The organism is Pseudomonas viciae, assembly GCF_004786035.1.
GTDB lineage: Bacteria > Pseudomonadota > Gammaproteobacteria > Pseudomonadales > Pseudomonadaceae > Aquipseudomonas > Aquipseudomonas viciae.
Genome location: NZ_CP035088.1, coordinates 1,821,940 through 1,846,523, shown reverse-complemented (window position 1 = coordinate 1,846,523; position 24,584 = coordinate 1,821,940). Strand labels below are relative to the sequence as shown.

The 24,584-nt window shown below is 55.6% G+C and carries 19 protein-coding genes; 7 read left to right on the top strand and 12 right to left on the bottom strand.

All coding sequences use genetic code 11. From position 1 onward, the window contains the following. Positions 1–3 precede the first annotated feature (3 nt). Positions 4–984, bottom strand: coding sequence for an NAD-dependent 4,6-dehydratase LegB (locus tag EPZ47_RS08470; protein WP_135844368.1), 981 nt, complete (start codon positions 982–984; stop codon positions 4–6). Positions 985–1,914: 930 nt separating this feature from the next. On the opposite strand from EPZ47_RS08470, the gene EPZ47_RS08465 reads away from it, so the two are divergent. From EPZ47_RS08465 to EPZ47_RS08435, 7 genes are all read left to right on the top strand, one after another. Beyond that, the gene (locus tag EPZ47_RS08465) at positions 1,915–2,970 is read left to right on the top strand and encodes a nucleotidyltransferase family protein (RefSeq protein ID WP_202879086.1); all 1,056 of its coding nucleotides are present in this window, start codon (positions 1,915–1,917) and stop codon (positions 2,968–2,970) included. A 61-nt stretch (positions 2,971–3,031) separates the two neighbouring features. Beyond that, complete coding sequence (locus EPZ47_RS08460; protein WP_135844366.1) at positions 3,032–3,457, top strand: hypothetical protein; 426 nt, start codon at positions 3,032–3,034, stop codon at positions 3,455–3,457. A gap of 192 nt (positions 3,458–3,649) precedes the next feature. Continuing rightward, positions 3,650–5,215, top strand: coding sequence for a hypothetical protein (locus EPZ47_RS08455; protein ID WP_135844365.1), 1,566 nt, complete (start codon positions 3,650–3,652; stop codon positions 5,213–5,215). Further along, complete coding sequence (locus EPZ47_RS08450) at positions 5,208–6,059, top strand: ABC transporter permease (protein ID WP_135844364.1); 852 nt, start codon at positions 5,208–5,210, stop codon at positions 6,057–6,059. Before EPZ47_RS08455 ends, EPZ47_RS08450 begins: the two co-directional genes overlap by 8 nt. Next, positions 6,056–7,456: an ABC transporter ATP-binding protein gene (locus EPZ47_RS08445; protein ID WP_135844363.1), complete on the top strand. Its 1,401-nt coding sequence runs from the start codon at positions 6,056–6,058 to the stop codon at positions 7,454–7,456. The genes EPZ47_RS08450 and EPZ47_RS08445 overlap by 4 nt, the downstream gene beginning before the upstream one ends. A 53-nt stretch (positions 7,457–7,509) precedes the next feature. After that, on the top strand, positions 7,510–8,631 hold the full coding sequence (locus tag EPZ47_RS08440) for a hypothetical protein (protein ID WP_135844362.1): 1,122 nt from the start codon (positions 7,510–7,512) through the stop codon (positions 8,629–8,631). Between the two features lie 8 nt (positions 8,632–8,639). Beyond that, the gene (locus EPZ47_RS08435; RefSeq protein WP_135844361.1) at positions 8,640–10,355 is read left to right on the top strand and encodes a hypothetical protein; all 1,716 of its coding nucleotides are present in this window, start codon (positions 8,640–8,642) and stop codon (positions 10,353–10,355) included. 74 nt (positions 10,356–10,429) lie between these two features. Here the strand turns inward: EPZ47_RS08435 and EPZ47_RS08430 are convergent, their stop codons facing one another. The 11 genes from EPZ47_RS08430 to gyrA all read right to left on the bottom strand — a co-directional run bounded on the left by EPZ47_RS08430 (position 10,430) and on the right by gyrA (position 24,454). After that, on the bottom strand, positions 10,430–11,416 hold the full coding sequence (locus EPZ47_RS08430) for a glycosyltransferase family 2 protein (protein WP_135844360.1): 987 nt from the start codon (positions 11,414–11,416) through the stop codon (positions 10,430–10,432). Positions 11,417–12,299: 883 nt separating this feature from the next. Continuing rightward, positions 12,300–12,542, bottom strand: a complete 243-nt coding sequence (locus tag EPZ47_RS08425) for a lipopolysaccharide assembly protein LapA domain-containing protein (RefSeq protein ID WP_135844359.1) — start codon at positions 12,540–12,542, stop codon at positions 12,300–12,302. A gap of 26 nt (positions 12,543–12,568) precedes the next feature. Further along, complete coding sequence (gene ihfB / locus EPZ47_RS08420) at positions 12,569–12,868, bottom strand: integration host factor subunit beta (RefSeq protein ID WP_135844358.1); 300 nt, start codon at positions 12,866–12,868, stop codon at positions 12,569–12,571. Between the two features lie 145 nt (positions 12,869–13,013). Next, the gene (locus tag EPZ47_RS08415) at positions 13,014–13,292 is read right to left on the bottom strand and encodes a hypothetical protein (RefSeq protein WP_135844357.1); all 279 of its coding nucleotides are present in this window, start codon (positions 13,290–13,292) and stop codon (positions 13,014–13,016) included. A gap of 225 nt (positions 13,293–13,517) precedes the next feature. After that, positions 13,518–15,212, bottom strand: a complete 1,695-nt coding sequence (rpsA, locus tag EPZ47_RS08410) for a 30S ribosomal protein S1 (RefSeq protein ID WP_007939922.1) — start codon at positions 15,210–15,212, stop codon at positions 13,518–13,520. 120 nt (positions 15,213–15,332) lie between these two features. Continuing rightward, positions 15,333–16,022, bottom strand: a complete 690-nt coding sequence (gene cmk, locus EPZ47_RS08405; RefSeq protein WP_135844356.1) for a (d)CMP kinase — start codon at positions 16,020–16,022, stop codon at positions 15,333–15,335. Beyond that, positions 16,019–18,226, bottom strand: a complete 2,208-nt coding sequence (locus EPZ47_RS08400; RefSeq protein WP_135847961.1) for a bifunctional prephenate dehydrogenase/3-phosphoshikimate 1-carboxyvinyltransferase — start codon at positions 18,224–18,226, stop codon at positions 16,019–16,021. The genes cmk and EPZ47_RS08400 overlap by 4 nt, the downstream gene beginning before the upstream one ends. Before the next feature lie 28 nt (positions 18,227–18,254). Then, positions 18,255–19,367 (bottom strand): histidinol-phosphate transaminase, encoded by a 1,113-nt coding sequence (gene hisC / locus EPZ47_RS08395; protein WP_135844355.1) that lies wholly within the window; start codon positions 19,365–19,367, stop codon positions 18,255–18,257. Between the two features lie 13 nt (positions 19,368–19,380). Next, positions 19,381–20,475: a prephenate dehydratase gene (pheA, locus tag EPZ47_RS08390; protein ID WP_135844354.1), complete on the bottom strand. Its 1,095-nt coding sequence runs from the start codon at positions 20,473–20,475 to the stop codon at positions 19,381–19,383. Further along, on the bottom strand, positions 20,475–21,560 hold the full coding sequence (serC, locus tag EPZ47_RS08385) for a 3-phosphoserine/phosphohydroxythreonine transaminase (RefSeq protein WP_135844353.1): 1,086 nt from the start codon (positions 21,558–21,560) through the stop codon (positions 20,475–20,477). Before serC ends, pheA begins: the two co-directional genes overlap by 1 nt. A 230-nt stretch (positions 21,561–21,790) precedes the next feature. Further along, positions 21,791–24,454 carry a DNA gyrase subunit A gene (gyrA, locus tag EPZ47_RS08380; protein WP_025212561.1) on the bottom strand — a complete coding sequence of 888 codons (2,664 nt, stop codon included), beginning with the start codon at positions 24,452–24,454 and terminating at the stop codon, positions 21,791–21,793. Between the last annotated feature and the right edge of the window lie 130 nt (positions 24,455–24,584).

The following is a 24,584-nucleotide window of genomic DNA, read 5'->3' as shown; positions in this document are numbered from 1 at the left end:
GCCTCAAACGTTGTAGATATTGGCTTTATACTTTGCAAGGTTCTGTGGCTGAGTGAACCATTCAACAGTCTTTTCCAAGCCATCGCGGATTGAGTACTCAGGTTTGAAGCCGGTAAGTCCGTTGATTTTGGAATTATCACACCACAAACGGAAAACTTCGGACTTTCCTGGACGCATCCGCTGCTCGTCGGTAAGGAACTCGACATCACTGCCCATCAGCTCGCGGATCAGGTTGAGGGTATCACCTACCGAAATCTCGAAATTCGAGCCAATGTTGACTGTCTCACCAACAGCCTGCTCACAACGCGCCAGCTCCAGGAAGCCACGGCAAGTATCAGTAACATAGTTGAAGTCTCGCGTCGGCGTCACATCGCCCAATTTGATCTGCTTCTGACCCGAAGCAATCTGACTGATGATCGTCGGAATAACCGCACGGGCCGACTGACGCGGGCCATAAGTATTGAATGGGCGCGCAATAGTCAACGGCAAATCGAACGCATTGAAGAAGCTCATGGCCATCGCATCTGCACCAATTTTCGATGCACTGTAAGGGGATTGCGCTTGCAGCGGGTGGAGCTCGTCGATCGGCACGTACTGCGCGGTACCGTAAACCTCACTGGTCGACGTATGAATAACACGCTTTACGCCGTTTTCCAGAGCGGCCTGGCAAATATTCAACGTCCCTTTGACATTCGTATCAACGTAACTATCAGGTGCGACATATGAATAAGGAATCGCAATCAGAGCCGCAAGATGAAAGACAATATCCACATCCTTGGTAATATGCTTGCAATAATGCGGATCACGAACATCCCCATTAAGCACTTCAATCTGAGACAGACAGTCTACATCTTCCAGCCAACCCCAGTAGTTGAACGAATTATACTGGGAAAGCGCTTTGACCTTGTAGCCCTCACGCACCAGCATTTCAGTCAAATGCGAACCAATAAATCCATCGGCGCCGGTTACCAAAACTGTAGTCATCGCTCAACCCTTAACGTTCCCTAGACCACAACAGCCAAAGGGCCACCAAAAAATAAATAGGACTATTCTTACACCAAATCCATGCCATTCACTGCAAAAGCACTCTTACTGCACCTCGAAAATTTCAAGGCATCATCGAGGCTATCGGAAAATCTTAGAGTACGCCAAACAGACCCGCAAACTGAGAGTTCGTAGACACCCCTGCAACATCGACAGACTGACACAACACAGCGACCTGGCTTTGACGCATACCAAAACGATCCACTCGACCAAGCTTTCACGCCCAGCCCGCCTTATCGCAATCTGGATCCCAGAGCATCCCACCCTATCCAGACCATCATGCCAAAAAATGCCAGGCATCGAGCACGACGACCAAGATAGCGAAGCACCTGCCTCCGGCCGAGCATGACCAGCTCCACTCTTGACGACCCGCACCTTAAAGGCGTACCGCCCCGGCACTATACATTAGGACCTTACGCACACCCACACAAGCCAAAGAGTTTGCCTGAAAAGCCCGCAATTGCAATGCGCCAAATGCCATACCCTGCTTAACTAAACATTTTGCAACACAGGCTCCTCCCTATTCAAAGCAGACGGATTATAACCGAGCTTCAGACCAACTATCTCGCATGCCATCAACCCGAATCCACAGCAAGGACAAGCCCACCTTGAACCCGCCTCGCACGGGCAACTAAACACTCCATTTGACCAGTCACCGTAATAGATCTAGATCAACCTGTTGAGATCAGAGACAATAGACGCTTTTACCGCCACCCATACGAGATCACCGCAGACGCAAAAAATTAATATCACTTCGCCATACTCACCACCAAAAAAACAATATCAATTAGCCATACTGTACCGCTAGGCTTGATACAACAGGACATTTCTGTCCTCGGCAACCAGATCAGATTAGGAAATCATTAAGTGATGGATTGGAGAGACACAGTAGTTGCCGCAGAGACCTCCCTACGTGATGCCATCGTTCGCATTGACAACTGCGCGACGCAATTGGCCTTGGTGCTGGACGCACAGCAGAAACTGGTCGGCACCCTGAGCGATGGGGATGTGCGCCGGGCCGTTCTTCGAGATGTGAGCCTGGACACTCCTGTTGCGCAAGTCATGAATAGATGCCCCATAACCGCACGCGCCTCGTCCTCGCAATGCGAACAGTTGGCACTGATGCGCCGCAATGTAATACACCATCTTCCTTTACTGGATGAGCAGCAGCACGTCGTCGGCCTTTCTACACTCGATGCACTCACCGGCATCATCGAGCGCCCCAACTGGGTAGTCCTCATGGCTGGCGGACTAGGCGAACGTCTGCGCCCACTGACCGAAAGCTGCCCAAAACCGATGCTGACGATCGCTGGCAAGCCCATCCTTGAATGCATCCTCGAAAAATTCGTCGAACAGGGTTTCCGTAATTTCTTCTTGTCAGTGAATTATCTGGCCAATGTCGTACGCGACCACTTCGGCGATGGCAGCAGATGGGGGGTTCGCATTCAATACCTGGAAGAAAACAAGCGTTTGGGGACAGCAGGTGCACTGTCACTACTGACCACGCGCCCTGAGCATCCAATTCTCGTAATGAACGGCGACTTGCTTACACAAGCGCGCTTCGATGGCCTTTTACAGTTTCACTCCGAGCATGACGCCGCAGCAACCATGACGGTGCGCGAGTACGACTTCCAAGTACCTTATGGCGTCGTGAGGATGAATGGATCAAAAATCGCCTGCATTGATGAAAAGCCCGTTCATAACTTCTATGTGAACGCAGGGATTTACGCAATATCACCCAGCGCGCTTGACCGAATTCCATCGGATACGTTCTATGACATGCCAACCCTCTTCGAAGAATTGATCGCGGCCGAAGAAACGACAGCAGCCTTTCCTCTTCGAGAGTATTGGCTGGACATCGGTCGGATGGAAGAGTTCGAGCGAGCCCAGCATGAATGGCCTTCCCACACGGGAAACATCGCTTGAACTCAAGCCGCCCCCCAGACATCGAAGTCCATTGCAAAATACTCAAAAAATGAGCGACCTCATGAAAAAAATCGTCTTGTTCCTCGGAACACTCGCTGTTGCCAGCGTCACGCTAACCGGTTGCGACGAATCATCGCAGCCGCAGAACAATGTAGTGGGCAGACCTGAGCAGGTCGCTACCCCCTCTCAAGTCATTGCGAGTCAGGTGCTTGAGATGTCCCTTTCCTCACCGGAATCGGCGGCTCAAATGGCAGCAAAAGCTCCCGAGTCGGTGGCTCAAGCGGCGCTCGAGGGAGCCGAGCAAGCACTGAGCGAACTTCAAATCTCACCCGAATCAGCGATGTTGAAACTGACCTCCTACGCCCAATTGACGGCTGCAATCGCTGCCGCATCACCGAGCTCAGAAGTCCTACGCGATGCGGCTGAAAAAACCGAAAACGCAAGATTGCGGGCAGTTAGCGCGCTCGCTGACGCCAAGCAAAAGTAGGCAGTGGACGGGAGTGAATCTCCCGCCCGGATCAAGACTAACCCCTTTAAGGCTTGACGCGGCTCTGCTGCATGATCGCTATGGTAGGCTGCTGGACCAGCTCCGGAATCAGCAGGATGGGCTGACCCCCAGGCTGTTTCCTCTAATGTTTCAGAACGGAGATTCAAACAAAATGCGCGCAAGAGGTGGTGGATGAAATTCGGTTCTCCCTCCCCCGACAAAAAAATACTTTTTGTCGTCAATGAAGCTGGTGAGTTCGTAGAACTCCGCCGAGTTGCCCTGGCCGCGAAAGATGCAGGTTATGGCGTCGCGTTCCTTTTCGCCCAACAAGGATATATAAATCTCAAGCAGGATCGCGCCTCCTGCCGCCTGAATGGTTTCGATGATTATTTCCCCGGCCGCTCCTTGAGGCGCTCGCTGCAGTCGAAGCAGTATCAGGAAATCGCCGACGGGCTGGAAAACGGTTATATCCCGCATTCGCTGCGCCAGGAAAGGAAACCCAAGCGCCCATTCGCCACTGGTGCCGCACTCTTGCTCTCAGCCTTAGCAACCCCCCTGCTGGCACTGACTGAGCGCACCGCTGGTGTAATAGATGCTCGCAAGAAGAGGAAACATGCGCGGACTCTCCAGCCATTCAACTATGCACGCCTCGTCTATAAACACATCACTCCGGCGCTCGTCATCTATGGCCAGGAGTTTCCCGGCTCGGTCAACTCGCTCCTGACCAAGTTGTGCAACAGAGACAATGTCCCGACGCTGATTATTCCGTTCGCCGTGGGTACCGCCAAGGAAATGGTTGAGAGCCTTTCCGACAAGCCGCCTTACGACGCTGAACGAAATATCATCAACAAACTCGCTGCATCGCTATTCCCGCACTGGGTCAACTACTACGCGTCGAAAAAACTGCTGCGCCTGCCCGGACAGAAAATCTTCCTGCTCGAGACACTCGGTATTGCGCCAGAGCACCCTTGGATCCCCAACAATAGCCGCACCACCTGCATCGGGGTAGAAAGTCCGGAGATGCAACGCTACTACCAGCGCATGCTCTTCCCACCGAGCCAATTGAGGGTCACCGGTGCGGCTTATGACGACATTCTCTACACTGCACGCAAATCCGATACTGCGAGAAGCTTGATTTTCCGCCGTCTCAGGCTCGACCCGAACAAGCCATTGCTAGTATGCGCCTGGCCGACCGACCAATATGGTTCGCGCGATATACCGCTGGAGTTCCCCAACTACAAGGCATTGTGCATGGCCTGGGCCAAGACACTGGCTGCGGCGAGTCGCTTTAGCGACTTCAATGTCGTGATCCGCCCACATCCGGTCACCGACCCCAACCTGTTGATGGAGGTCCTACGTCCCTATCGCCTACATCATCGCGTGACAGATATCGACACACTGGACCTGGTTCCAGCCTGTGATCTGTTTGTTGCCTGCGTGTCCTCAACCTTGCGCTGGGCTGCTGCCTGCGCAATTCCGGCGATCAACTATGACTGTTATGACTACGGCTACACGGACTTCAACGGTGCCGAAGGTCTATTCACAACCAATCGGTACAGTACTTTTGTGTCGCTGGTTGAACGCTTGACTGAAAACAAGACAGTTTATGAAGAAGCTCGCACCAAACAGATGGCCTGTGCCAAGGAATGGGGCATGCAGGATGGACGCTCCATGGAACGCATCATCAACCTGATCGATGAACTGGCCGGCCCCCCATCCAAATCCACCTCTCCATCAGAATTTCATGCCAATGAGTAACGACGGAAAAAACCGCCCTGCCCTCAAGGAAACGGTGGTCAATAACAATAGCCAGTTCAATCTTCTGGCCTTGCTCAAAAACCTCTGGGACTTTCGCTTACTGCTCTGGGTATTTTGCAAACGTGACCTGAAAGGCCGTTATACACAAACCATATTCGGGCTGGGCTGGGTTATCCTCACACCACTCATTACCGTTGGGGTATTCGTCATTGTGTTCGGCGTGATGGTAAAGGTACCCACAGACGGGCTACCGACCATCATGTTTTATTTGGTAGCGGTAATCCCCTGGTACGCGTTCATGAACGTGCTCAACCCTTCGGTCCAGATGATCGAGGGTAACGCGGGCCTGATAAGCAAAGTTTACTTTCCAAGACTCCTCATAGGTGGGTCGTATGCGGTGGGGGCTGCCGTGGACTTCCTGATTGCTTACACATTGCTCATTACCCCTTTTGCGATCGGATATGGCGTATGGACGCCGCAACTTCTGCTGGTGATGCCATTACTTCTGGCCTGCACGCTGATGACCGGTCTTGGTGTCGGCTTGATGCTCGCCCCCCTGAACGCCAAGTACCGGGACGTCAAGCACCTTGTCCCGCTCGCGCTGCAACTGTTCTACTACTCGACACCGGCAATCTATCCAGTTTCTGCAGTCCCGTCGTGGGCCAAGCCGTGGTACGCCGTCAACCCGCTATCGCTGGTCATTACCGGGTACCGTGACGCCATGCAAGGCCATTGGCCCGCGCAGAGCACGCTATTGACGCTGATAGCCATCGCCATCGTGTGCTTCTCCGCTGGGGTACTGGTTTTTCAGCATTTCGACAAGAATGTGGTGGATACACTATGAGCTGGGCCATTCGTTGCGAGGAAATTTCAAAGTTATACCGAATCGGCAAGTCCAATGTGACCGCTGCGGAAATGATCAATCAGCGACTTAAATGGATGCTTGGCCGCGTCGTCAGACCGTTGAGCAAACCGTCGGGCGGTGACTCGCTGGCAAGCGCCCCCCCCGCTCATACAATTTTGAACGAGCTTCAAACCCAACACGCGCCAGCCAATCACTTCTGGTCGCTAAAAGACGTTAGCCTGGAAATCAATCAAGGCGATCGGGTAGGCATCATTGGCCCGAACGGCTGCGGGAAAAGTACTCTACTCAAGATTCTTTCACGCATTACAGCGCCTTCGTCCGGGCTATTTCGCTTTCGCGGCCGACTAATAAGCCTCCTGGAGATTGGAACCGGATTTCATGGTGATCTCTCGGGTCGAGAGAATATCTTCCTTAACGGCTCGATCATGGGCATGAAGCCGCGGGAGATTAGCCGTCGGCTTGAGGAAATCATCGACTTTTCTGAACTGGGCGAGCTTATCGATACGCCAGTCAAGCGCTACTCCTCCGGCATGTATGTACGCCTGGCCTTTGCAGTCGCTGCGCACCTTGAGTCAGAGATTCTGATCGTGGACGAAGTCCTGGCTGTGGGCGATGCGGCGTTTCAACGGAAATGCACCGAAAAAATGCTTCAAGTCGCAGACCAAGGACGCACACTGCTTTTCGTCAGCCACGATATGGATGCAGTGAATCGTATTTGTAATCGCGCAGTGCATATGGCACATGGCCGAGTCATAAATGACAGCAAGATCGAAAAAGAGCAGTCAAGCTCGGCGCCTAGCCAGTCAACTCAGACCGTCTCAGACATTACCCGATCATATATCCGTTCAGGCATACAGCTAACACCCGAGATGGTGTGGGCGGAAGCCGAAGCCCCGGTTTTCGATGACTGTATAAGGTTGGACGCTGCGAGAATCGTTGATCTGGACGGACAAGTGACATCCCAATTCGACGTAAAGCAAAGCTTCATCGTTGAAGTCAAGTTCACCGTACTGAAGGAAAAATGGCCGGTGAACGTCCATATCCACCTTAAGGACTTGGCAGGCCACTATATTCTGGTAGGCATGGATAACCACCATGCACACTCAGGTCTCCGACCCGCGGGACAGTACGTCGAACGCTGCACTATCCAATCACCGCTACTCAACGTTGGAGACTATCGCTTCGACATTGAATTGTGGCCTGGCTCGGAAGTCGATCATCGCATCATTCAAATGGCGGCATTGAGTTTTACCGTAGTCGATGACAGCGCTGCCGAAGGCGTTCGCGGAAATTGGCCAAATGCTTGGCCCAGTTGCCTGCTTCGCCCACATCTTCCGTGGGATATTCAATCACCGGTAAATCGCAGATTGCTTTGAACAGACAAATGCAAAGCGCCTCGTCATGTCATATTTCACCTGGATGCGCGGTAATGATGATCTCATTCCCGCATCAACTTTTACACGCCCTCTGCGCGCTTCAGCATGACAGGGCAGGCAGAGGCATAGCTCTTGATACCAGAGCGTTGCTTGTCGTGTGGTCATATCAAGAAAGCGACCACGAACCAGGCTCCCGTGCCCGCCAGTTCTTCGACTCGGCGTTGCGCAATTATCCCCACATCGAATGCCTATTCCTTTCGCGCCACGAGCGCAGATTCGCACTTTCGCCCTACCGAAAATTGACTTCCCGGGCGAACTGGATACGAAAAGCACTTGGCATTTCGGGCTCAGAGCGGCTCAGCTTCTACTATGCCCACGATGCAAGTGCGGACCACACAGCCCAAGCCTTCATGCAGGCGCTGCAGGCCGAAAAAAACATATGCTATGGCGATGCCCCGGGCTTTCTCTATCCTTCGACAAAACCAGTCAGAACACCTTTGCCACTGGGCTTACGCTGGCTCAAGGAGCTCTTCTGGTTTTCTCGTATTGGCGATGTCACGCCTTGGCTGGCAGCTGAATCAGCCATGATTGCTGTTGACTTCGGCGAGTGGGAAAAAGAATGCGGTCTGCCCCTTCCCGTTGTCATCCCCGACGCTACATTCAATCGCACCCTTGCAGCATTGAAAGCCGCATTTCCCGAGATCGCAAACTTCGAGCGATATCTTTCGAAGCAGCCTAACAATGCCAACAAGGCCATTCTGATCCTCAGCAACTTCACCAACAGCAAGCTGACCAGCCAAAACGACGAACTGGCCCTGTATAAAGCCATCTGCAGGGCCAATCTGAAGCCAGGTGACCATATCTATATAAAAAAGCATGCTGGAACAAGCCAGGCATTCATGGGCAAGCTTTTAGTCACACTGGAGGAGTATTGTGCTGCAGCCTTCCCGAGTGAACTTGAACACATACCCATTGAGTTATTTACCAAACTTCATCACTGCTGCGAAGTAATTTCAGTTTCCTCGGCATCAGCTCTTTTTTCTCGCATCCCCGGCGCCCGTACGAAACACGCCCTCACGCAAGAACATATAAACCGGTATTTCAACCCGGCCTACCGAAATTACATGATTTCTGCAAACAGCCGGATCCTGCAGAAATCCCCCTCTTCTGAATAGATAATTCCATGCAAGTAAAAATCAAGAAAACTGGAGCAACGGCATTAAACACGGTGATTATTATCACCTTAGGATTCATTCCCACTCATAGCATCGCACAGCCGACAACGCCTCACCCACAAACCGAACCCCGGTACATCAATGCGCTGCCTTACACGATTGAGAAAAGTGGCCACTACAAACTGGCCACCTCTCTGGACACTACTACCGACGGTATATCTGTTGCCGCCGACAATGTGATAATTGACCTGAATGGGCAATCCATCACCGGCCCTCTGACTACCGACACCACATCGTCTGGCATCGTCTCTTTTGGCCACCATCACATTGAAATAAGAAACGGTAAGATTCGCGGCTTTCAGCACGGCGTCTATTTATCTGGCTATGCCGACAAAGCTCAAACGTCGAAAGACCTCGGCCCTGGCGGACACGTCATTGAACACCTAAGCATAAGCCAAAGCAGTTTCAGGGGGATTCGTACCGAAGGGCAGAACACTGTAATTCGCGAGAATAAAATCAGTAATGTCGGTGGCGATATGACCAGCGACAACGCTTATGCCATGGGCATCGAAACCTATGGAGAAAAGACGCTGATCCTCAACAATCAGGTTGAAGAGGTACGCGGGACAGGAGCAGCGGACATAGGAGAAGGCGTAGGCATCTCACTCACACGCTTTGGTAGCGGGAGCATCGTGAAAGGCAATCGGATCACCAACAATTCCCTTGAAATCCCTACCGACTCACCTGGCTGGACTACCCGCTCACGCTCCAGCTACGGCATATGGGTGGGTGGTGATGGCATCAGCGATGTACTAGTGGCCGATAACACTATCAAGAACTTCCAACAGGGCATTACTTTCAAACGCTCAGAGTCTGGCGCCCTTGGAGGAAATAATGTTACAGCATCCTTCATTCCTTATTATCTACCGGATAATCACAAGAGAACCCGCGTAAGAGACTTGGGTGGCAACTCATCCGATGAGCAGAATCTATTACTGAAACCAGGTCGCGCAACCCCAGGGCAGGTCGAAACTGTTGAACCCCCCATATCCACCTATTTGTCCCCATTACACCGGTTGATGTCGCCGGCCTTTCTACCGGTCAGCAAAACCAGGGTTGGCCAAAAAACCATTGAAGGTAAAAACGCTGCCAATATGGTGGACTACTGGCATCCACTCTACCCGGGTAGAGCAAAACACCCGATCTATGTCGACCTGGCAACTGGCAGGGCTTGGAACTGCTGCGAAACCGATCACTTGATCAATATTCAAGGCGCTCAAGGCACTCCCTACGAAGACGTCCTGCAAGGCGATGACAAAACGAACCTGCTTGCGGGTGGACTGGGGAATGATCGTATAGACGGTCGCGAAGGCGATGACTACCTCTTCGGAGATGAAGGAGACGACGAGTTATGGGGGGCTAAGGGAAATGACTTTTTCGACGGTGGGCCTGGTAACGACGTAATGTGGGGCGGCCCCGATGTGGACACCTTTGCTTTCTGGAAACGCTCGGGCATCGACCACGATACCATTGGGGACTTTTCAGTGAGTACAACTGAGCAGGACATCGTCGACTTTGCAGGCGCCTTCCACTCCTACGAGGAAGTAATGGAAGCGACGACCCAAGTGGATGAGGACATCATCATCACTTTGACAACCGATGACTCCATCACACTGAAAAATGTTCAAAAAGAAGATCTGCGGCCAGCAAGCTTTAAGTTCTAACGGGACGGGGGATGACTCGCTTTCGTTACACTGAAATCGAGTCCTCCCAAATTTTTAAGTACAGTGTTCAGCAGTTATACACGACGTATCAACGTGGCAACTGTCAACCCCAGATTTCCCAGGAACGTCTGTCTGTAGACTCCGGCTCGCTGAATTTCCAACACCCTGCGCAGTAACCTATATTGACGAGCGGCACCAAACTTCTCCAACGTCTGTATATTCTCAGAAGTAAAACGATGACTGATCGCCTGCAAGGCTACAAGATTCTGATCCATCCAGAAGCGGAAGCGACCGTGTAACAACTGTTTAATTCTTTTACTTTTTTCAAAAATTCCCGTATTCGAACCTACACAGTTGGCACTATGCTGCCGATAACGGACAGACGGGGCAACATCATACAGGACTTTTCCACCACAGCCGCTTACGATCATATACGCCCACCAATCATGAGAAACTGCCGGCACTTCCGCCCCCGCCTCACGCAGTAGGTTCATTAGCGCATGATTGAATACCATGGTATTACCGCCCGCGATATTTTGAACCAGTGCATTGCGAAAATTTGCAGGACGAGAAAACGACGGAGAAAAGCCTATATGCTTGCCACTCTCATCGATAAGTTCGGTCCGCGAGCAGTACAATGCGGGTTCATTACGAGGCACTCTCGACAACTGGCCAACTGCTTTTTCCAACTTGTCACTGTTCCAGATATCATCCTGATCACACCAAGCATAATAGTCCGCCTCGACATTTTGCCTGCAGCTTATTGAGAGAAAATTTCGAGCAAAACCTTTCAGCGGCCCCTCGTATATTGATATCCGATCATGCCCCCAACGGTCAGCATATTCTTTGAGCATTGCAACTGTTGCATCATTCGAACCATCATCTGAAACAAAGACCTTAAAGTTTTGAAAAGTTTGCCTTTCCAACGAGATCATTTGTTCGGCCAGATAACGTTCGCCATTTCTTGTACACAGCAGTACGGCTACGGTAGCGACGTGATTAACGCTCGAGCGATCATCCAAAGGGAAAAACTCAGATGCAGCTGTAGTCCCGTTCAACATTCGCTCTCCTCAAAATTCGCACGTGCCGCTGACACTACGAAAAAATCCATGCTTCTAATTATGTCTAAGTATCACTAAAACATTAGGTGCTGAACTCCAATCCTTCAACATCCCAATCACTTCAGCAAAATGTAATGTCGTTAAGCAACATTTTGGCTGCTACCACCACAATTGTCGACGCTTGGCCGTTCTTTCCACACGTTATCCATCCTTTGATATTGGAATAATGGCACTTCAGGGGAGTAGAGCATCGGTTTTACTGAGTGGCATAGAGCCACTAATTTAATATCAAAAATCCAGAATATGCATACTACCCGCAATTCGCATATCGCCGACGCAACACATCCTTCCAGCCTCACATTGAGCGTAGCTTGGACTTATGCGGTTGCTGCAGTTTTTCCTAAATGTTGCACAATTGCAGGCCACAAAACTCCAACACCAGCGTACTTTGGCTCTATTCTGAACAAAATACCGCATCAATGTGTCACTTCGACAAGCGAATCCTGAATTAGGTTGCAGATCAACGGGACTAAAAGGTCATGCTGTTCCCTACATTTACAGGCAAGCACAGGACGTGCGACGTGGCCTGCTAGAGAGTAGCGACGATGGGTTAGCCCATCTCGATGGCGTACGACAACCCTGGTGTCAGACACTCTCCAGAGGTTTCGATAGCATCTTGAGGACGAAGGACCAGGTTTGGCCGAAAGCTCGGAGAATAATCACGACAATAGCTACTGACACCACACGTAACGCCATGGTGAGCAGCGATGAAATGAGCCATTCGAGCCACAACGCCATGATTGCATTCTAAATGCATGACGTAACGGTCAGGAGCTCCGGACCTATACCTGTAGTCAACAACCTAGTTATAGAAAAAGGTCGCTCAAACAGCCGTCTTGCGCGTACGACGCCTCTCCCGCAGCGCAATATAGGTACCCAGTAAAGGCCCCAGCGTGAGGCCAGCCAAAAAGGCACCTAGCACCAGTACCGCAACTGGCAGCGATGGTGCGCCCCAACCAAAAATCATCAGAGCGACAGACTGATTATTTTCAAGCACGAACAGAACAACAGCTGAAGCCACCAGCATCACGAGCAAGGCTAGCGCCAGACGTTTAAAGTTCCACATGAATATCCCTTCTTCTGTACATCCCGTTAAAGGTCATCCCCCTCCTCTTCCTCATTCACCCGGTCCCTAAGCTCTTTACCCGGCTTGAAATGAGGAACAAATTTCCCATCAAGGCTAACGGACTGACCGGTTTTTGGATTACGACCTACCCGCGGGGCGCGGTAGTGGAGGGAGAAGCTGCCGAAGCCACGGATCTCGATACGATCTCCCGTAGCCAGGCATTGGGACATTTGCTCAAGCATGGTCTTGATAGCCAGCTCTACATCCTTGGATGAGAGTAGCCCTTGATGGGTGACAATTCGTTCGATCAACTCCGACTTCGTCATATTTTTCCCTTCTTTTTCAAGCAGCTAGGAAAATCGCTTCAAAGGTTTTAGCATGACCGGAGGATTTTGAACAGCCCGAGTATTGACATATCTTCTCGGTGTCGTATTTGCCCCATTTCTGCGCACGCGCTGCATTTGGATGTACTCAGCGACAAATGACCAGCATCGTACGCGTCAGATAACCTGCCGGATTGAAACCAAAGGGGTATTGATCTTCATCCTTCGCGTCGTCGGATCGGGTAATCACCTTGTAGCCTGCGCCCTTGCACTCTCTGACAGCCCTCTTATGGCACTTCTCCCAGCCGGAACCCAATCCTGAACAATCGATCTCGATACCACTGACGCCCCGCACTGCATGGGTCTTGGCGCTTGTGGCACAGCCGGCCAGCGCCAGCACGACCATTACCCAAAATAATTTGTTCATTCACATCCTTGGTACAAGAGGCTCGATCCGATGATTTATCTCAGGCCGGCCAGACTTGAATAGATGATTGATCTGCTTAACAAAACAGACACCCTGGCAACGGGATTGGTTTCATATTGAACGTGAGAGACTGCAGTACTCGCGGACGCGGAGGAAAAATTCAGATAAATCGCAGGCACAAAAAAGGGCGACCGAAGTCGCCCTTTTTCTATGGTCTGACAGAACTCAGTTCTGTTTTTCCATTTGTGCACGCAACAGGTCGCCCAGAGTGGTAGGACCAGGAGCAGCTGTGTCCGAAGCCGGCTTGTCGCGCAGGCTCTGGATAGCTTCTTTCTCTTCTTCAACGTCTTTCGACTTGATGGAGAGCTGGATTACGCGGCTCTTGCGGTCAACGCTGATGATCTTGGCTTCTACTTCTTCGCCTTCTTTCAGGACGTTACGCGCGTCTTCAACGCGGTCACGGCTGATTTCGGAGGCTTTCAGAGTCGCTTCGATATCGTCGGCCAGGGTGATGATGGCGCCTTTAGCGTCAACTTCCTTCACGATGCCCTTAACGATTGCGCCTTTGTCGTTCTCTTGAACGTACTCGGAGAACGGATCGCTTTCCAGTTGCTTGATACCCAGGGAGATGCGCTCGCGCTCTGGGTCAACCGACAGGATAACGGTGTCCAGCTCGTCGCCCTTCTTGAAGCGGCGTACGGCTTCTTCGCCCACTTCGTTCCAGGAGATGTCGGACAGGTGAACCAGGCCGTCGATGCCGCCGTCCAGACCAATGAAGATACCGAAATCGGTGATCGACTTGATGGTGCCGGAGATTTTATCGCCCTTGTTGAACTGGCCAGAGAAATCTTCCCATGGGTTAGATTTGCACTGCTTGATGCCCAGGGAGATACGACGACGCTCTTCGTCGATGTCCAGAACCATGACTTCCACTTCGTCGCCGACTTGTACGACTTTCGAAGGGTGGATGTTCTTGTTGGTCCAGTCCATTTCGGAAACGTGTACCAGGCCTTCAACGCCTTCTTCCAGCTCAGCGAAGCAGCCGTAGTCGGTCAGGTTGGTAACACGAGCGGTGACGCGAGTGCTTTCTGGGTAACGGGCTTTGATAGCAACCCATGGATCTTCGCCCAGTTGCTTGAGGCCCAGGGAAACACGATTGCGCTCGCGATCGTACTTCAGAACCTTGACATCGATCTCGTCGCCAACGTTGACGATTTCCGAAGGATGCTTGATACGCTTCCAGGCCATGTCGGTGATGTGCAGCAGGCCATCGACGCCACCCAGATCGACGAATGCGCCGTAATCGGTGAGGTTCTTGACGATACCTTTGACCTGTTGGCCTTCCTGCAGCGATTCCAGCAGAGCTTCACGCTCGGCGGAGTTCTCGGCTTCCAGGACACTGCGACGGGAAACGACAACGTTGTTGCGCTTCTGGTCCAGCTTGATGACCTTGAATTCCAGCTCTTTGCCTTCCAGGTGCGTGGTGTCGCGCACTGGACGGACGTCAACCAGGGAACCTGGCAGGAACGCACGGATGCCGTTAACGTCGACAGTGAAGCCGCCTTTAACCTTACCGTTGATAACGCCCTTGACCACTTCCTCAGCTGCGAAAGCCGCTTCCAGAACGATCCAGCATTCAGCGCGCTTGGCTTTTTCACGGGACAGCTTGGTTTCACCAAAGCCATCTTCAACCGAGTCCAGCGCAACGTGAACTTCGTCACCTACGTTGATGTTCAGTTCGCCAGCGTCGTTGTAGAACTGCTCAAGCGGGATGAGTGCTTCAGACTTCAGACCAGCGTGAACGGTTACCCAGCGAGCTTGGTAATCGATATCAACGATAACACCGGTGATGATGGAGCCTGCCTGAAGGTTCAGGGTTTTCAGGCTTTCTTCAAAGAGTTCCGCAAAGCTTTCGCTCATTTTAATTCCTGTTGATTAGGGCGAAGAATACGCCCGCCTCCACACCCCAGACGGTGTGGGTTAGTTTCATATAAAAGAAGCACCACAGGACTATGACTGGTCCCCTGCGGAGCTTCCTGGTCACCCGGCGATATCGCGAATGGCGATCTCGCTCATGATGCGTTGCAACACCTGATCGATGGACAACTCCGTGGAATCCAGCTGTATCGCGTCAGCCGCCGGCTTGAGCGGGGCTACTGCGCGCTGGGTGTCACGCTCGTCGCGTGCACGGATCTCATCTAGCAGACTCGACAGACTAACATCCTCGCCTTTGCCCTTCAACTGCAAATATCGGCGACGCGCCCGCTCCTCTGCACTGGCGGTCAGGAAAATCTTCAGCGGCGCATCGGGAAACACTACCGTGCCCATGTCGCGACCGTCGGCCACCAGCCCCGGTGGCTCCTGGAAGGCGCGCTGGCGTTGCAGCAACGCCTCGCGCACCGCCGGCAGCGCGGCGACCTGGGAAGCCCCGGCGCCAACGCTTTCGGTCCGGATGACATCGCTGACTTCGTCACCTTCCAGAATGATGCGCTGCAACTGACCGTCGGTCGCCGCGATGAACTGCACGTCCAGATGCGCGGCCAACGCCTTGAGCAACTCTTCGTTGGTCAGGTCGACGCCATGATTGGCGGCGGCGAATGCCAGCAGGCGATACAAGGCACCCGAATCGAGCAGGTTCCAGCCCAGTTGCCTGGCCAGGATCCCGGCGACGGTCCCCTTGCCCGAGCCACTTGGGCCATCGATGGTGACGACCGGTGCCTTTATGTTCACGACTGTGCCTCTTGTGCTACTCGAATACCAACCTGCGCGCACAGCGTCAGGAAGTTCGGGAACGACGTCGCGACGTTCGCGCAATCATGGATGCGAATTGGCGCACTGGCGCGCAACGACGCAACACTGAAGGCCATGGCGATGCGGTGGTCACCGTGACCATGGACTTCGCCACCGCCGATCTGGCCGCCGTCGATGATGATGCCGTCCGGCGTTGGCTGGCACTTGACGCCCAGGGCCAGCAAGCCGTCCGCCATCACCTGGATACGATCCGATTCCTTGACCCGCAGCTCTTCGGCGCCGGTCAACACGGTACGCCCTTCGGCACACGCGGCCGCCACGAACAGCACCGGGAATTCATCGATGGCCAGCGGAACCAACGCCTCGGGAATCTCGATACCCTTGAGTTTAGCTGCTCGTACGCGCAAGTCTGCCACCGGCTCGCCGCCGACTTCACGCTGGTTTTCCAGGGTGATGTCAGCACCCATCAGACGCAGGATGTCGATCACGCCGGTGCGGGTCGGGTTGATGCCGACATGCTCGAGCACCAGGTCGGAACCTTCGGCAATCGAGGCGGCCACCAGAAAGAATGCCGACGAGGAGATATCGCCCGGCACTTCAATGTGGGTCGCGGTCAGTTTGCTGCCAGACTCGACGGAAGCGGTGGCACCGTTGACTGTGACCGGGTAGCCAAAGCCGCGCAACATGCGCTCGGTGTGGTCGCGGGTCGGAGCTGGCTCGGTGACAGTGGTCTTGCCTTCGGCATAGAGCCCCGCCAACAGCAGGCAGGACTTAACCTGGGCGCTGGCCATCGGCATGGTGTAGGTCAGGCCCTTGAGCTTGTTGCCGCCGCGAATAGTCATCGGCGGACGGCCCTCGGCCGCGGTCTCGATGACCGCACCCATTTCCCGCAACGGGTTGGCGACACGATTCATCGGACGCTTGGACAGCGAGGCGTCACCGGTCAGGGTGCTGTCGAAGTCCTGCGCGGCCAGCAGGCCGGACAACAGGCGCATCGAAGTACCGGAGTTGCCCAGGTAGATCGGGCCAGGGGCAGGCTTGAGGCCGTGCAGGCCGACACCATGGATGGTCACGCGACCGTGATGCGGGCCTTCGATGACCACGCCCATGTCGCGAAACGCTTGCAGCGTCGCCAGGGCGTCTTCGCCCTCGAGGAAGCCTTCCACTTCTGTCACGCCTTCGGCCAGGGAGCCGAGCATGATCGAACGGTGGGAAATCGATTTATCGCCCGGTACACGAATACGCCCACTCAGGGAGCCACCAGGTTGTGCCAGGAAAATCAGATCATTGGAGTTCATAGCGTCCACATAGGCCCGACGGGCCAGGATTTTACTGAAATGCTCGCGGGCCACCCTGGCGCGTGTGAAAACGCCCAGCAATTGGTGCCCGTCCCCTGCATCGACCGCGTCGCGCAAGGCGTCGAGGTCGCTGCGAAATGTATCGAGTGTGCGCAGGACAGCTTCGCGGTTAGCAAGGAAGATGTCGTGCCACATGACCGGGTCGCTACCGGCGATTCTCGTGAAATCGCGGAAACCGCCGGCAGCGTAACGGAAGATCTCAAGATTTTCATTGCGTTTGGCCAATGAATCCACCAGGCCGAATGCCAACAGGTGCGGCAAATGACTGGTGGCGGCCAACACTTCATCGTGGCGCTCGACCTGCATGTGCTCGACATCGGCACCCAGTTCGCGCCACAACCGGTCCACCACCGCCAGCGCAGCCGGGTCGGTCTGCTCCAGCGGCGTCAATATCACTTTGTGACGACGAAACAGTTCCGCGTTGGAGGCTTCCACCCCGCTCTGCTCCGAACCGGCAATCGGATGACCGGGCACGAAGCGCGTCGGCATGCCGCCGAAGGCTTCGGTGGCGGCGCGCACGACATTGCCCTTGGCGCTGCCGACATCCGTGAGGATGGCGCGCCCCAGGTCCATGGTAGCCAGGCGCGCCAGCAACTTTTCCATGGCCAGGATCGGCACCGCCAGCTGAATCACGTCTGCGCCCTGGCAAGCGATCGTCAGGTCATCTTCGCAACGATCCACCACCCCCAGCTCCACCGCCAGCTTGCGCGACTGCGGATCCAGATCGACACCGACCACCTCTTGGCACAGGCCGCTTTCGCGCAGCCCCTTGGCAAACGAACCGCCAATCAACCCCAGGCCGACCACTACCAGGCGACCGATCATAGGGGCAACAGGTTGCAGTGAAGTGACATCAACCACGAGCCAGAACCTTGCTCAACGCCTCAAGGAAACGGCTGTTTTCCGCTGGTAGGCCAATGGTGATGCGCAGGTGGTTCGGCATGCCGTAATTGGCCACCGGACGCACGATCACGCCTTCGCGCAACAAGCCCTGGAACACCGGCGCCGCGACACGCCCGAGGTCGACGCAGATGAAATTGCCTTTGGATGGAATCCAGCTCAGGCCCAGCTCACGGAACCCGGCTTCCAGTTGCTGCATGCCAGCCTCGTTCAAACGACGGCTTTCGGCCAGATAGGCGTCATCCTGCAAGGCGGCGCAGGCAGCGGCCAAGGCGAAGCTATTGACGTTGAACGGCTGGCGCACGCGATTCAGCACATCGGCCACCACAGCGGTGGACAGGCCGTAGCCGACTCGCAGCGAGGCCAGGCCATAGGCCTTGGAGAAGGTGCGCGAGACCAGCAGGTTCGGGTAGGCCGCGAGGAAGTCCAAGCCATCGGGCAAGTCGCTGCCTTCGGCGTATTCGATGTAGGCCTCATCCAGCACCACCAGCACGTGCTCGGGCACATCCTGCAGGAAATCGTCCAACGCTTGGGCGTCGAACCAAGTGCCAGTCGGATTGTTCGGGTTGGCAATGAAGACCACACGGGTGTTGGCGTCGATGGCAGCCAGCATGGCCGGCAGATCGTGCCCCCAATTCTTGGCCGGAACCACATGGGCGTCGGCACCGACGGCCTGGGTCGCGATCGGGTAGACCGCAAACGCGTGCTCGCTGAACACCGCATTGAGGCCCGGTGCCAGATAGGCCCGCGCCACCAGCTCGAGGATGTCATTGGAACCGTTGCCCAGGGTCACCTGGTTCAGCTCCACGCCACAGCGCTCGGCCAGCAGACTCTTGAGCGAGAAACCGTTGCCATCAGGGTAACGGGTCAGCTCAGCCAGCTCATCGCGGATCGCCGCCAGCGCCTTGGGGCTCGCGCCCAGCGGGTTTTCGTTGCTGGCCAATTTGACGATGCTGGCCGGGTCCAGATCCAGCTCACGAGCCAGCTCATCCACAGGCTTGCCCGGAACGTAAGGCGAGAGTTGTTGCACGCCTGGCTGTGCCAGGGCGAGGAAGTTGCCACTCATTTGCTATCCGCCCTTAAAGAACTGCCTTGGGGTAGGAACCCAGCACTTTGAGTGCCACTGCTTCCTGACTGATTTTTTCCAGCACACCTTTTACCAACGGATCGCGGTGGTGGCCGACGAAATCGATGAAGAACACGTAAGTCCATTTACCGCTGCGCGACGGACGGGTCTCGATCCGGGTCAGGTCAATACCGTTGTCGTGGAACGGCACCAGCAGTTCATGGAGCGCGCCGGGCTTGTTGCTCATGGAGACGATGATCGACGTCTTGTCGTCGCCGGTCGGCGGTACTTCCTGGCTGCCGATCATCAGGAATCGCGTGGAGTTGTCCGGACGATCCTCGATCTTCTCGGCCAGGCGCGTCAGGCCGTAGAGGCCGGCCGCCATGTCACCGGCAATCGCCGCCGAGTTCCACTCACCCTTGACCCGCTTGGCCGCCTCGGCGTTGCTCGATACCGCCACGCGCTCGACGTTCGGGTAATGCGCGTCCAGCCACTTGCGGCACTGGGCCAGGGACTGGGCGTGGGAATAGATCCGGCTGATGCTGTCGGTCTTGGTGTTGTCGCCCACCAGCAGGTGATGGTGGATGCGCAGCTCGACTTCGCCACAAATCACCATGTCGTGCTCGAGGAAGCTGTCCAACGTGTGGTTGACGGCGCCTTCAGTGGAGTTCTCCACCGGAACCACGCCGAAATTCACAGCCCCGGCCGCCACTTCACGGAAGACTTCGTCGATGGCTGCCATTGGCTTGCTGATCACCGCGTGACCAAAATGCTTCATGGCCGCGGCCTGGGTGAAGGTCCCTTCCGGCCCCAGGTAGGCGACTTTCAGCGGTTGCTCAAGGGCCAGGCACGAAGACATGATCTCGCGGAACAACCGCGCCATTTCTTCATTGCCCAGTGGCCCTTTATTGCGCTCCATGACGCGCTTGAGCACCTGCGCCTCACGCTCAGGGCGATAGAACACCGGCACTTCGCCTTCAGCCAGGGAGGCCATCTTCACCCGGGCGACTTCCTGGGCGCAGCGCGCGCGCTCACTGATCAGTTCCAGGACTTTTTCGTCCAGGGCGTCGATGCGCAGGCGCAGCGCCTTGAGTTCTTGCTCAGACATTAGCCATGTTCCTTCTCGAACTCTGCCATGTAGGCAATCAACGCATTGACCGCATTGATGTCGACGGCGTTGTAGATGGAGGCGCGCATGCCACCGACCGAACGGTGGCCCTTGAGGTTCAGCAGACCGCGCTCGTCGGCGCCGGCCAGGAATGGCTTGTCCAGACGGTCATCGGCCAGGCGGAACGGCACGTTCATCCACGACCGATCGGTTTTGTTGATCGGGTTGCTGTAGAGGCCGCTGGCGTCGATGAAGTCGTACAGCGTGCGCTGCTTCACTTCATTGAGCTTGCCGATGGCTTCGACACCGCCCTGCTCTTTCAGCCATTCGAACACCAGGCCCGACAGGTACCAGGCCAGGGTCGGCGGGGTGTTGTACATCGAGCCGTTGTCGGCCGCGACCTTGTAGTTGAGCATGGTCGGGCACAGGGAACGGGCGCGCCCCAGCAGGTCTTCACGAATGATGCTGACCAGGATGCCGCTCGGGCCGATGTTCTTCTGGGCACCGGCGTAGATCATGCCGAAACGGGAGATATCCACAGGGCGCGAGAGGATGTCCGAAGACATATCGGCCACCAAGGGCACGTCGCCAGTTTCCGGAATCCAGTTGAATTCCAGGCCACCGATGGTTTCGTTCGGCGCGTAGTGAACGTAGGCCGCATCCTTGGACAGCTTCCACTCGTTCTGACCGGGAATGGCAAAGTAGTCGTAGGGCTTGGCGGTGGCGGCAACGTTGACGTGGCCGTAGCGCGAGGCCTCTTCGATAGCTTTCTGCGACCAGATGCCGGTGTCGATGTAGTCAGCCGTGCCGCTTTCCGGCAGCAGGTTCAGCGGAACCTGGGCGAACTGCTGGCTGGCGCCGCCCTGAAGGAACAGCACCTTGTAATTGGACGGGATGTTCAGCAGATCACGCAGGTCCTGCTCGGCCTTGGTGGCAATGGACACGAACTCATCGCTGCGATGGCTCATTTCCATGACGGACAGGCCCTTGCCATGCCAGTCGAGAAGTTCACCCTGGGCACGTTTCAGGACCGCTTCAGGCAACGCCGCCGGGCCGGCACAGAAGTTATAGGCTCTCTTGCTCACATCCAATCTCGCTCTGATCTGGTGGTCACATAAATCTTGTTCAACACATCTATCCATGTGGGAGCGGGCTTGCTCGCGAATGCGGTGTGTCAGTCGACATCTGACTGGTTGACACACCGCATTCGCGAGCAAGCCCACTTCCACAAAGGATAGGACGTGCAGTGTCGCAAATTTTCAAACGGGACAAACAACAAGGGGGCGAATTCTCATCCGCCCCCTTGCGCGTCCGCTTAGTCCTGCGGTTCTTCTTCGTCAGCAGCAGCGTCGAGCGGTTGGTCGCCAGTCATGTCGTCGACATCGGCACCGAGGGTGCCGTCGAACGCCACGCCTTCCTCGCCTTCCAGTTCCTCGCCTTCGACTTCCGATGGCTCCTGGACCCGCTCAAGCCCTACCAGCGTTTCATCGCTGGCCAGCTTGATCAGCGTCACGCCCTGGGTGTTACGCCCCAGGCTCGACACTTCGGCGACTCGCGTGCGCACCAGGGTGCCCTGGTCGGAGATCAACATGATCTCTTCACCATCGAGTACCTGGACAGCGCCAACCAGACGACCGTTACGATCGTTGCTGACCATGGCGATCACGCCCTGGCCGCCACGCTTGTACTCAGGGAACTCGCTGATAGCGGTGCGCTTGCCATAACCACGCGCCGAAGCGGTGAGGATCTGGCTGCCTTCTTCGGGGATCAGCATGGAAATCAGCTTCTGGCCTTCCGGCAGGCGCATGCCGCGCACACCGCGGGCGGTACGGCCCATGGCACGGACGTCGGATTCCTTGAAGCGGGTGACCTTGCCGCCGTCGGAGAACAGCATGACTTCTCGCTCGCCGTCGGTGATGGCGGCGGAAATCAGCACATCGCCTTCGTCCAATTCGAGAGCGATCAGGCCAACGCTGCGCTGGCGACTGAAGGATTCCAGCGGGGTCTTCTTCACGGTGCCTTTGGCGGTAGCCATGAAGATGAAGTGACCTTCGGTGTATTCCTCCACCGGCAACATGGTGGTGATGTATTCATCACTGTCCAGCGGCAGCAGGTTGACCAACGGACGACCGCGAGCCGCACGGGACGCTTCAGGGATTTCGTAGGTTTTCAGCCAGTACACCTTGCCCTTGCTGGAGAACAGCAACAGCGTGGTGTGGCTGTTGGCGACCAGCAGGTGAGCGATGTAGTCCTCGTCCTTGACGCCAGTCGCCGACTTGCCTTTGCCGCCACGACGCTGGGCCTGGTAGGCGGCCAGCGGCTGGGTCTTGGCGTAGCCACCGTGGGAAATGGTCACCACGCGCTCTTCTTCCGGGATCATGTCACCCAGGGTCAGGTCCAGACGCGCATCGAGAATCTCGGTGCGGCGCACGTCGCCGTACTCGGCGCGGATCACTTCCAGCTCTTCGCGGATCACTTCCATCAGGCGCGTGGCGCTGTTGAGGATGCGGATCAGCTCGCCGATCTGGTTGAGGATCTCCTGGTACTCGGCCAGCAGTTTCTCGTGCTCCAGGCCGGTCAGGCGGTGCAGACGCAGTTCCAGGATGGCCTGGGCCTGTTCCGGGGACAGGAAGTACTTGCCCTCGCGCAGGCCGTATTGCGGATCGAGGTTCTCCGGACGGCACGAATCGGCCCCGGCACGCTCGACCATCGCCACCACCGCGGAGGACTCCCAAGGCGTGCTGATCAGCGCTTCCTTGGCTTCCGACGGCGTTGGCGAGGCCTTGATCAGGGCGATGACCGGGTCGATGTTCGACAGGGCAACGGCCTGGCCTTCGAGGATGTGACCACGCTCGCGGGCCTTGCGCAGCTCGAACACGGTGCGACGGGTGACCACTTCGCGACGGTGACGCACGAAGGCTTCCAGCAGGTCCTTGAGGTTCAGGATCCGCGGACGGCCGTCGATCAGCGCCACGATGTTGATACCGAACACCGCTTGCAGCTGGGTCTGGGCGTAGAGGTTGTTGAGAATCACCTCAGGCACTTCGCCACGGCGCAGCTCGATCACGACGCGCATACCGTCCTTGTCGGACTCGTCACGCAGCTCGGTGATGCCTTCGAGTTTCTTCTCTTTCACCAGCTCGGCGATCTTCTCGATCAGGCGGGCCTTGTTCAGCTGGTACGGCAGCTCGGTGATAACGATCTGCTGGCGACCACCGACCTTGTCGATGTCTTCGATGGTCGAACGGGCGCGCATGTAAATGCGGCCACGGCCGGTGCGGTAGGCTTCGATGATGCCGGCACGACCGTTGATGATCGCGGCGGTCGGGAAGTCCGGACCGGGGATGTATTGCATCAGCTCATCGACCGTCAGCTCGGGATTGTCGATGAGGGCCAGGCAACCGTCGATGACTTCACCGAGGTTGTGCGGCGGGATGTTGGTCGCCATGCCCACGGCGATACCGCTGGAGCCGTTGACCAGCAGGTTGGGGATACGGGTCGGCATGACCGCCGGGATCATTTCGGTGCCGTCGTAGTTCGGCACCCAGTCCACGGTTTCCTTGTGCAGGTCGGCCAGCAGCTCGTGGGCCAGCTTGGTCATGCGCACTTCGGTGTATCGCATGGCTGCGGCGTTGTCGCCGTCCACGGAACCGAAGTTGCCCTGGCCGTCTACCAACAGGTAGCGCAGGGAAAATGGCTGGGCCATCCGCACGATGGTGTCGTACACGGCGGTGTCACCGTGGGGGTGATACTTACCGATCACGTCGCCGACGACACGGGCGGATTTCTTGTACGGCTTGTTGAAGTCGTTGCCCAGCTCGCTCATCGCGAACAGCACGCGCCGGTGCACGGGCTTCAAGCCATCGCGCGCATCCGGCAGCGCCCGCCCGACGATTACGCTCATTGCGTAGTCGAGGTAGGACTGTTTCAGCTCGTCTTCGATATTGACCGGGAGGATTTCTTTGGCCAGTTCGCCCATGAGAAGCCTGATTCCTTTTTCTGGTGAAACCTCGTCACATCCAGATGGGACGAACGAAGCTCGCCGCTGCAGAACAAGTGCCATGCAGCGACTTACGACAAATCAACGAGTTATGCCTTGGATCTGCGCA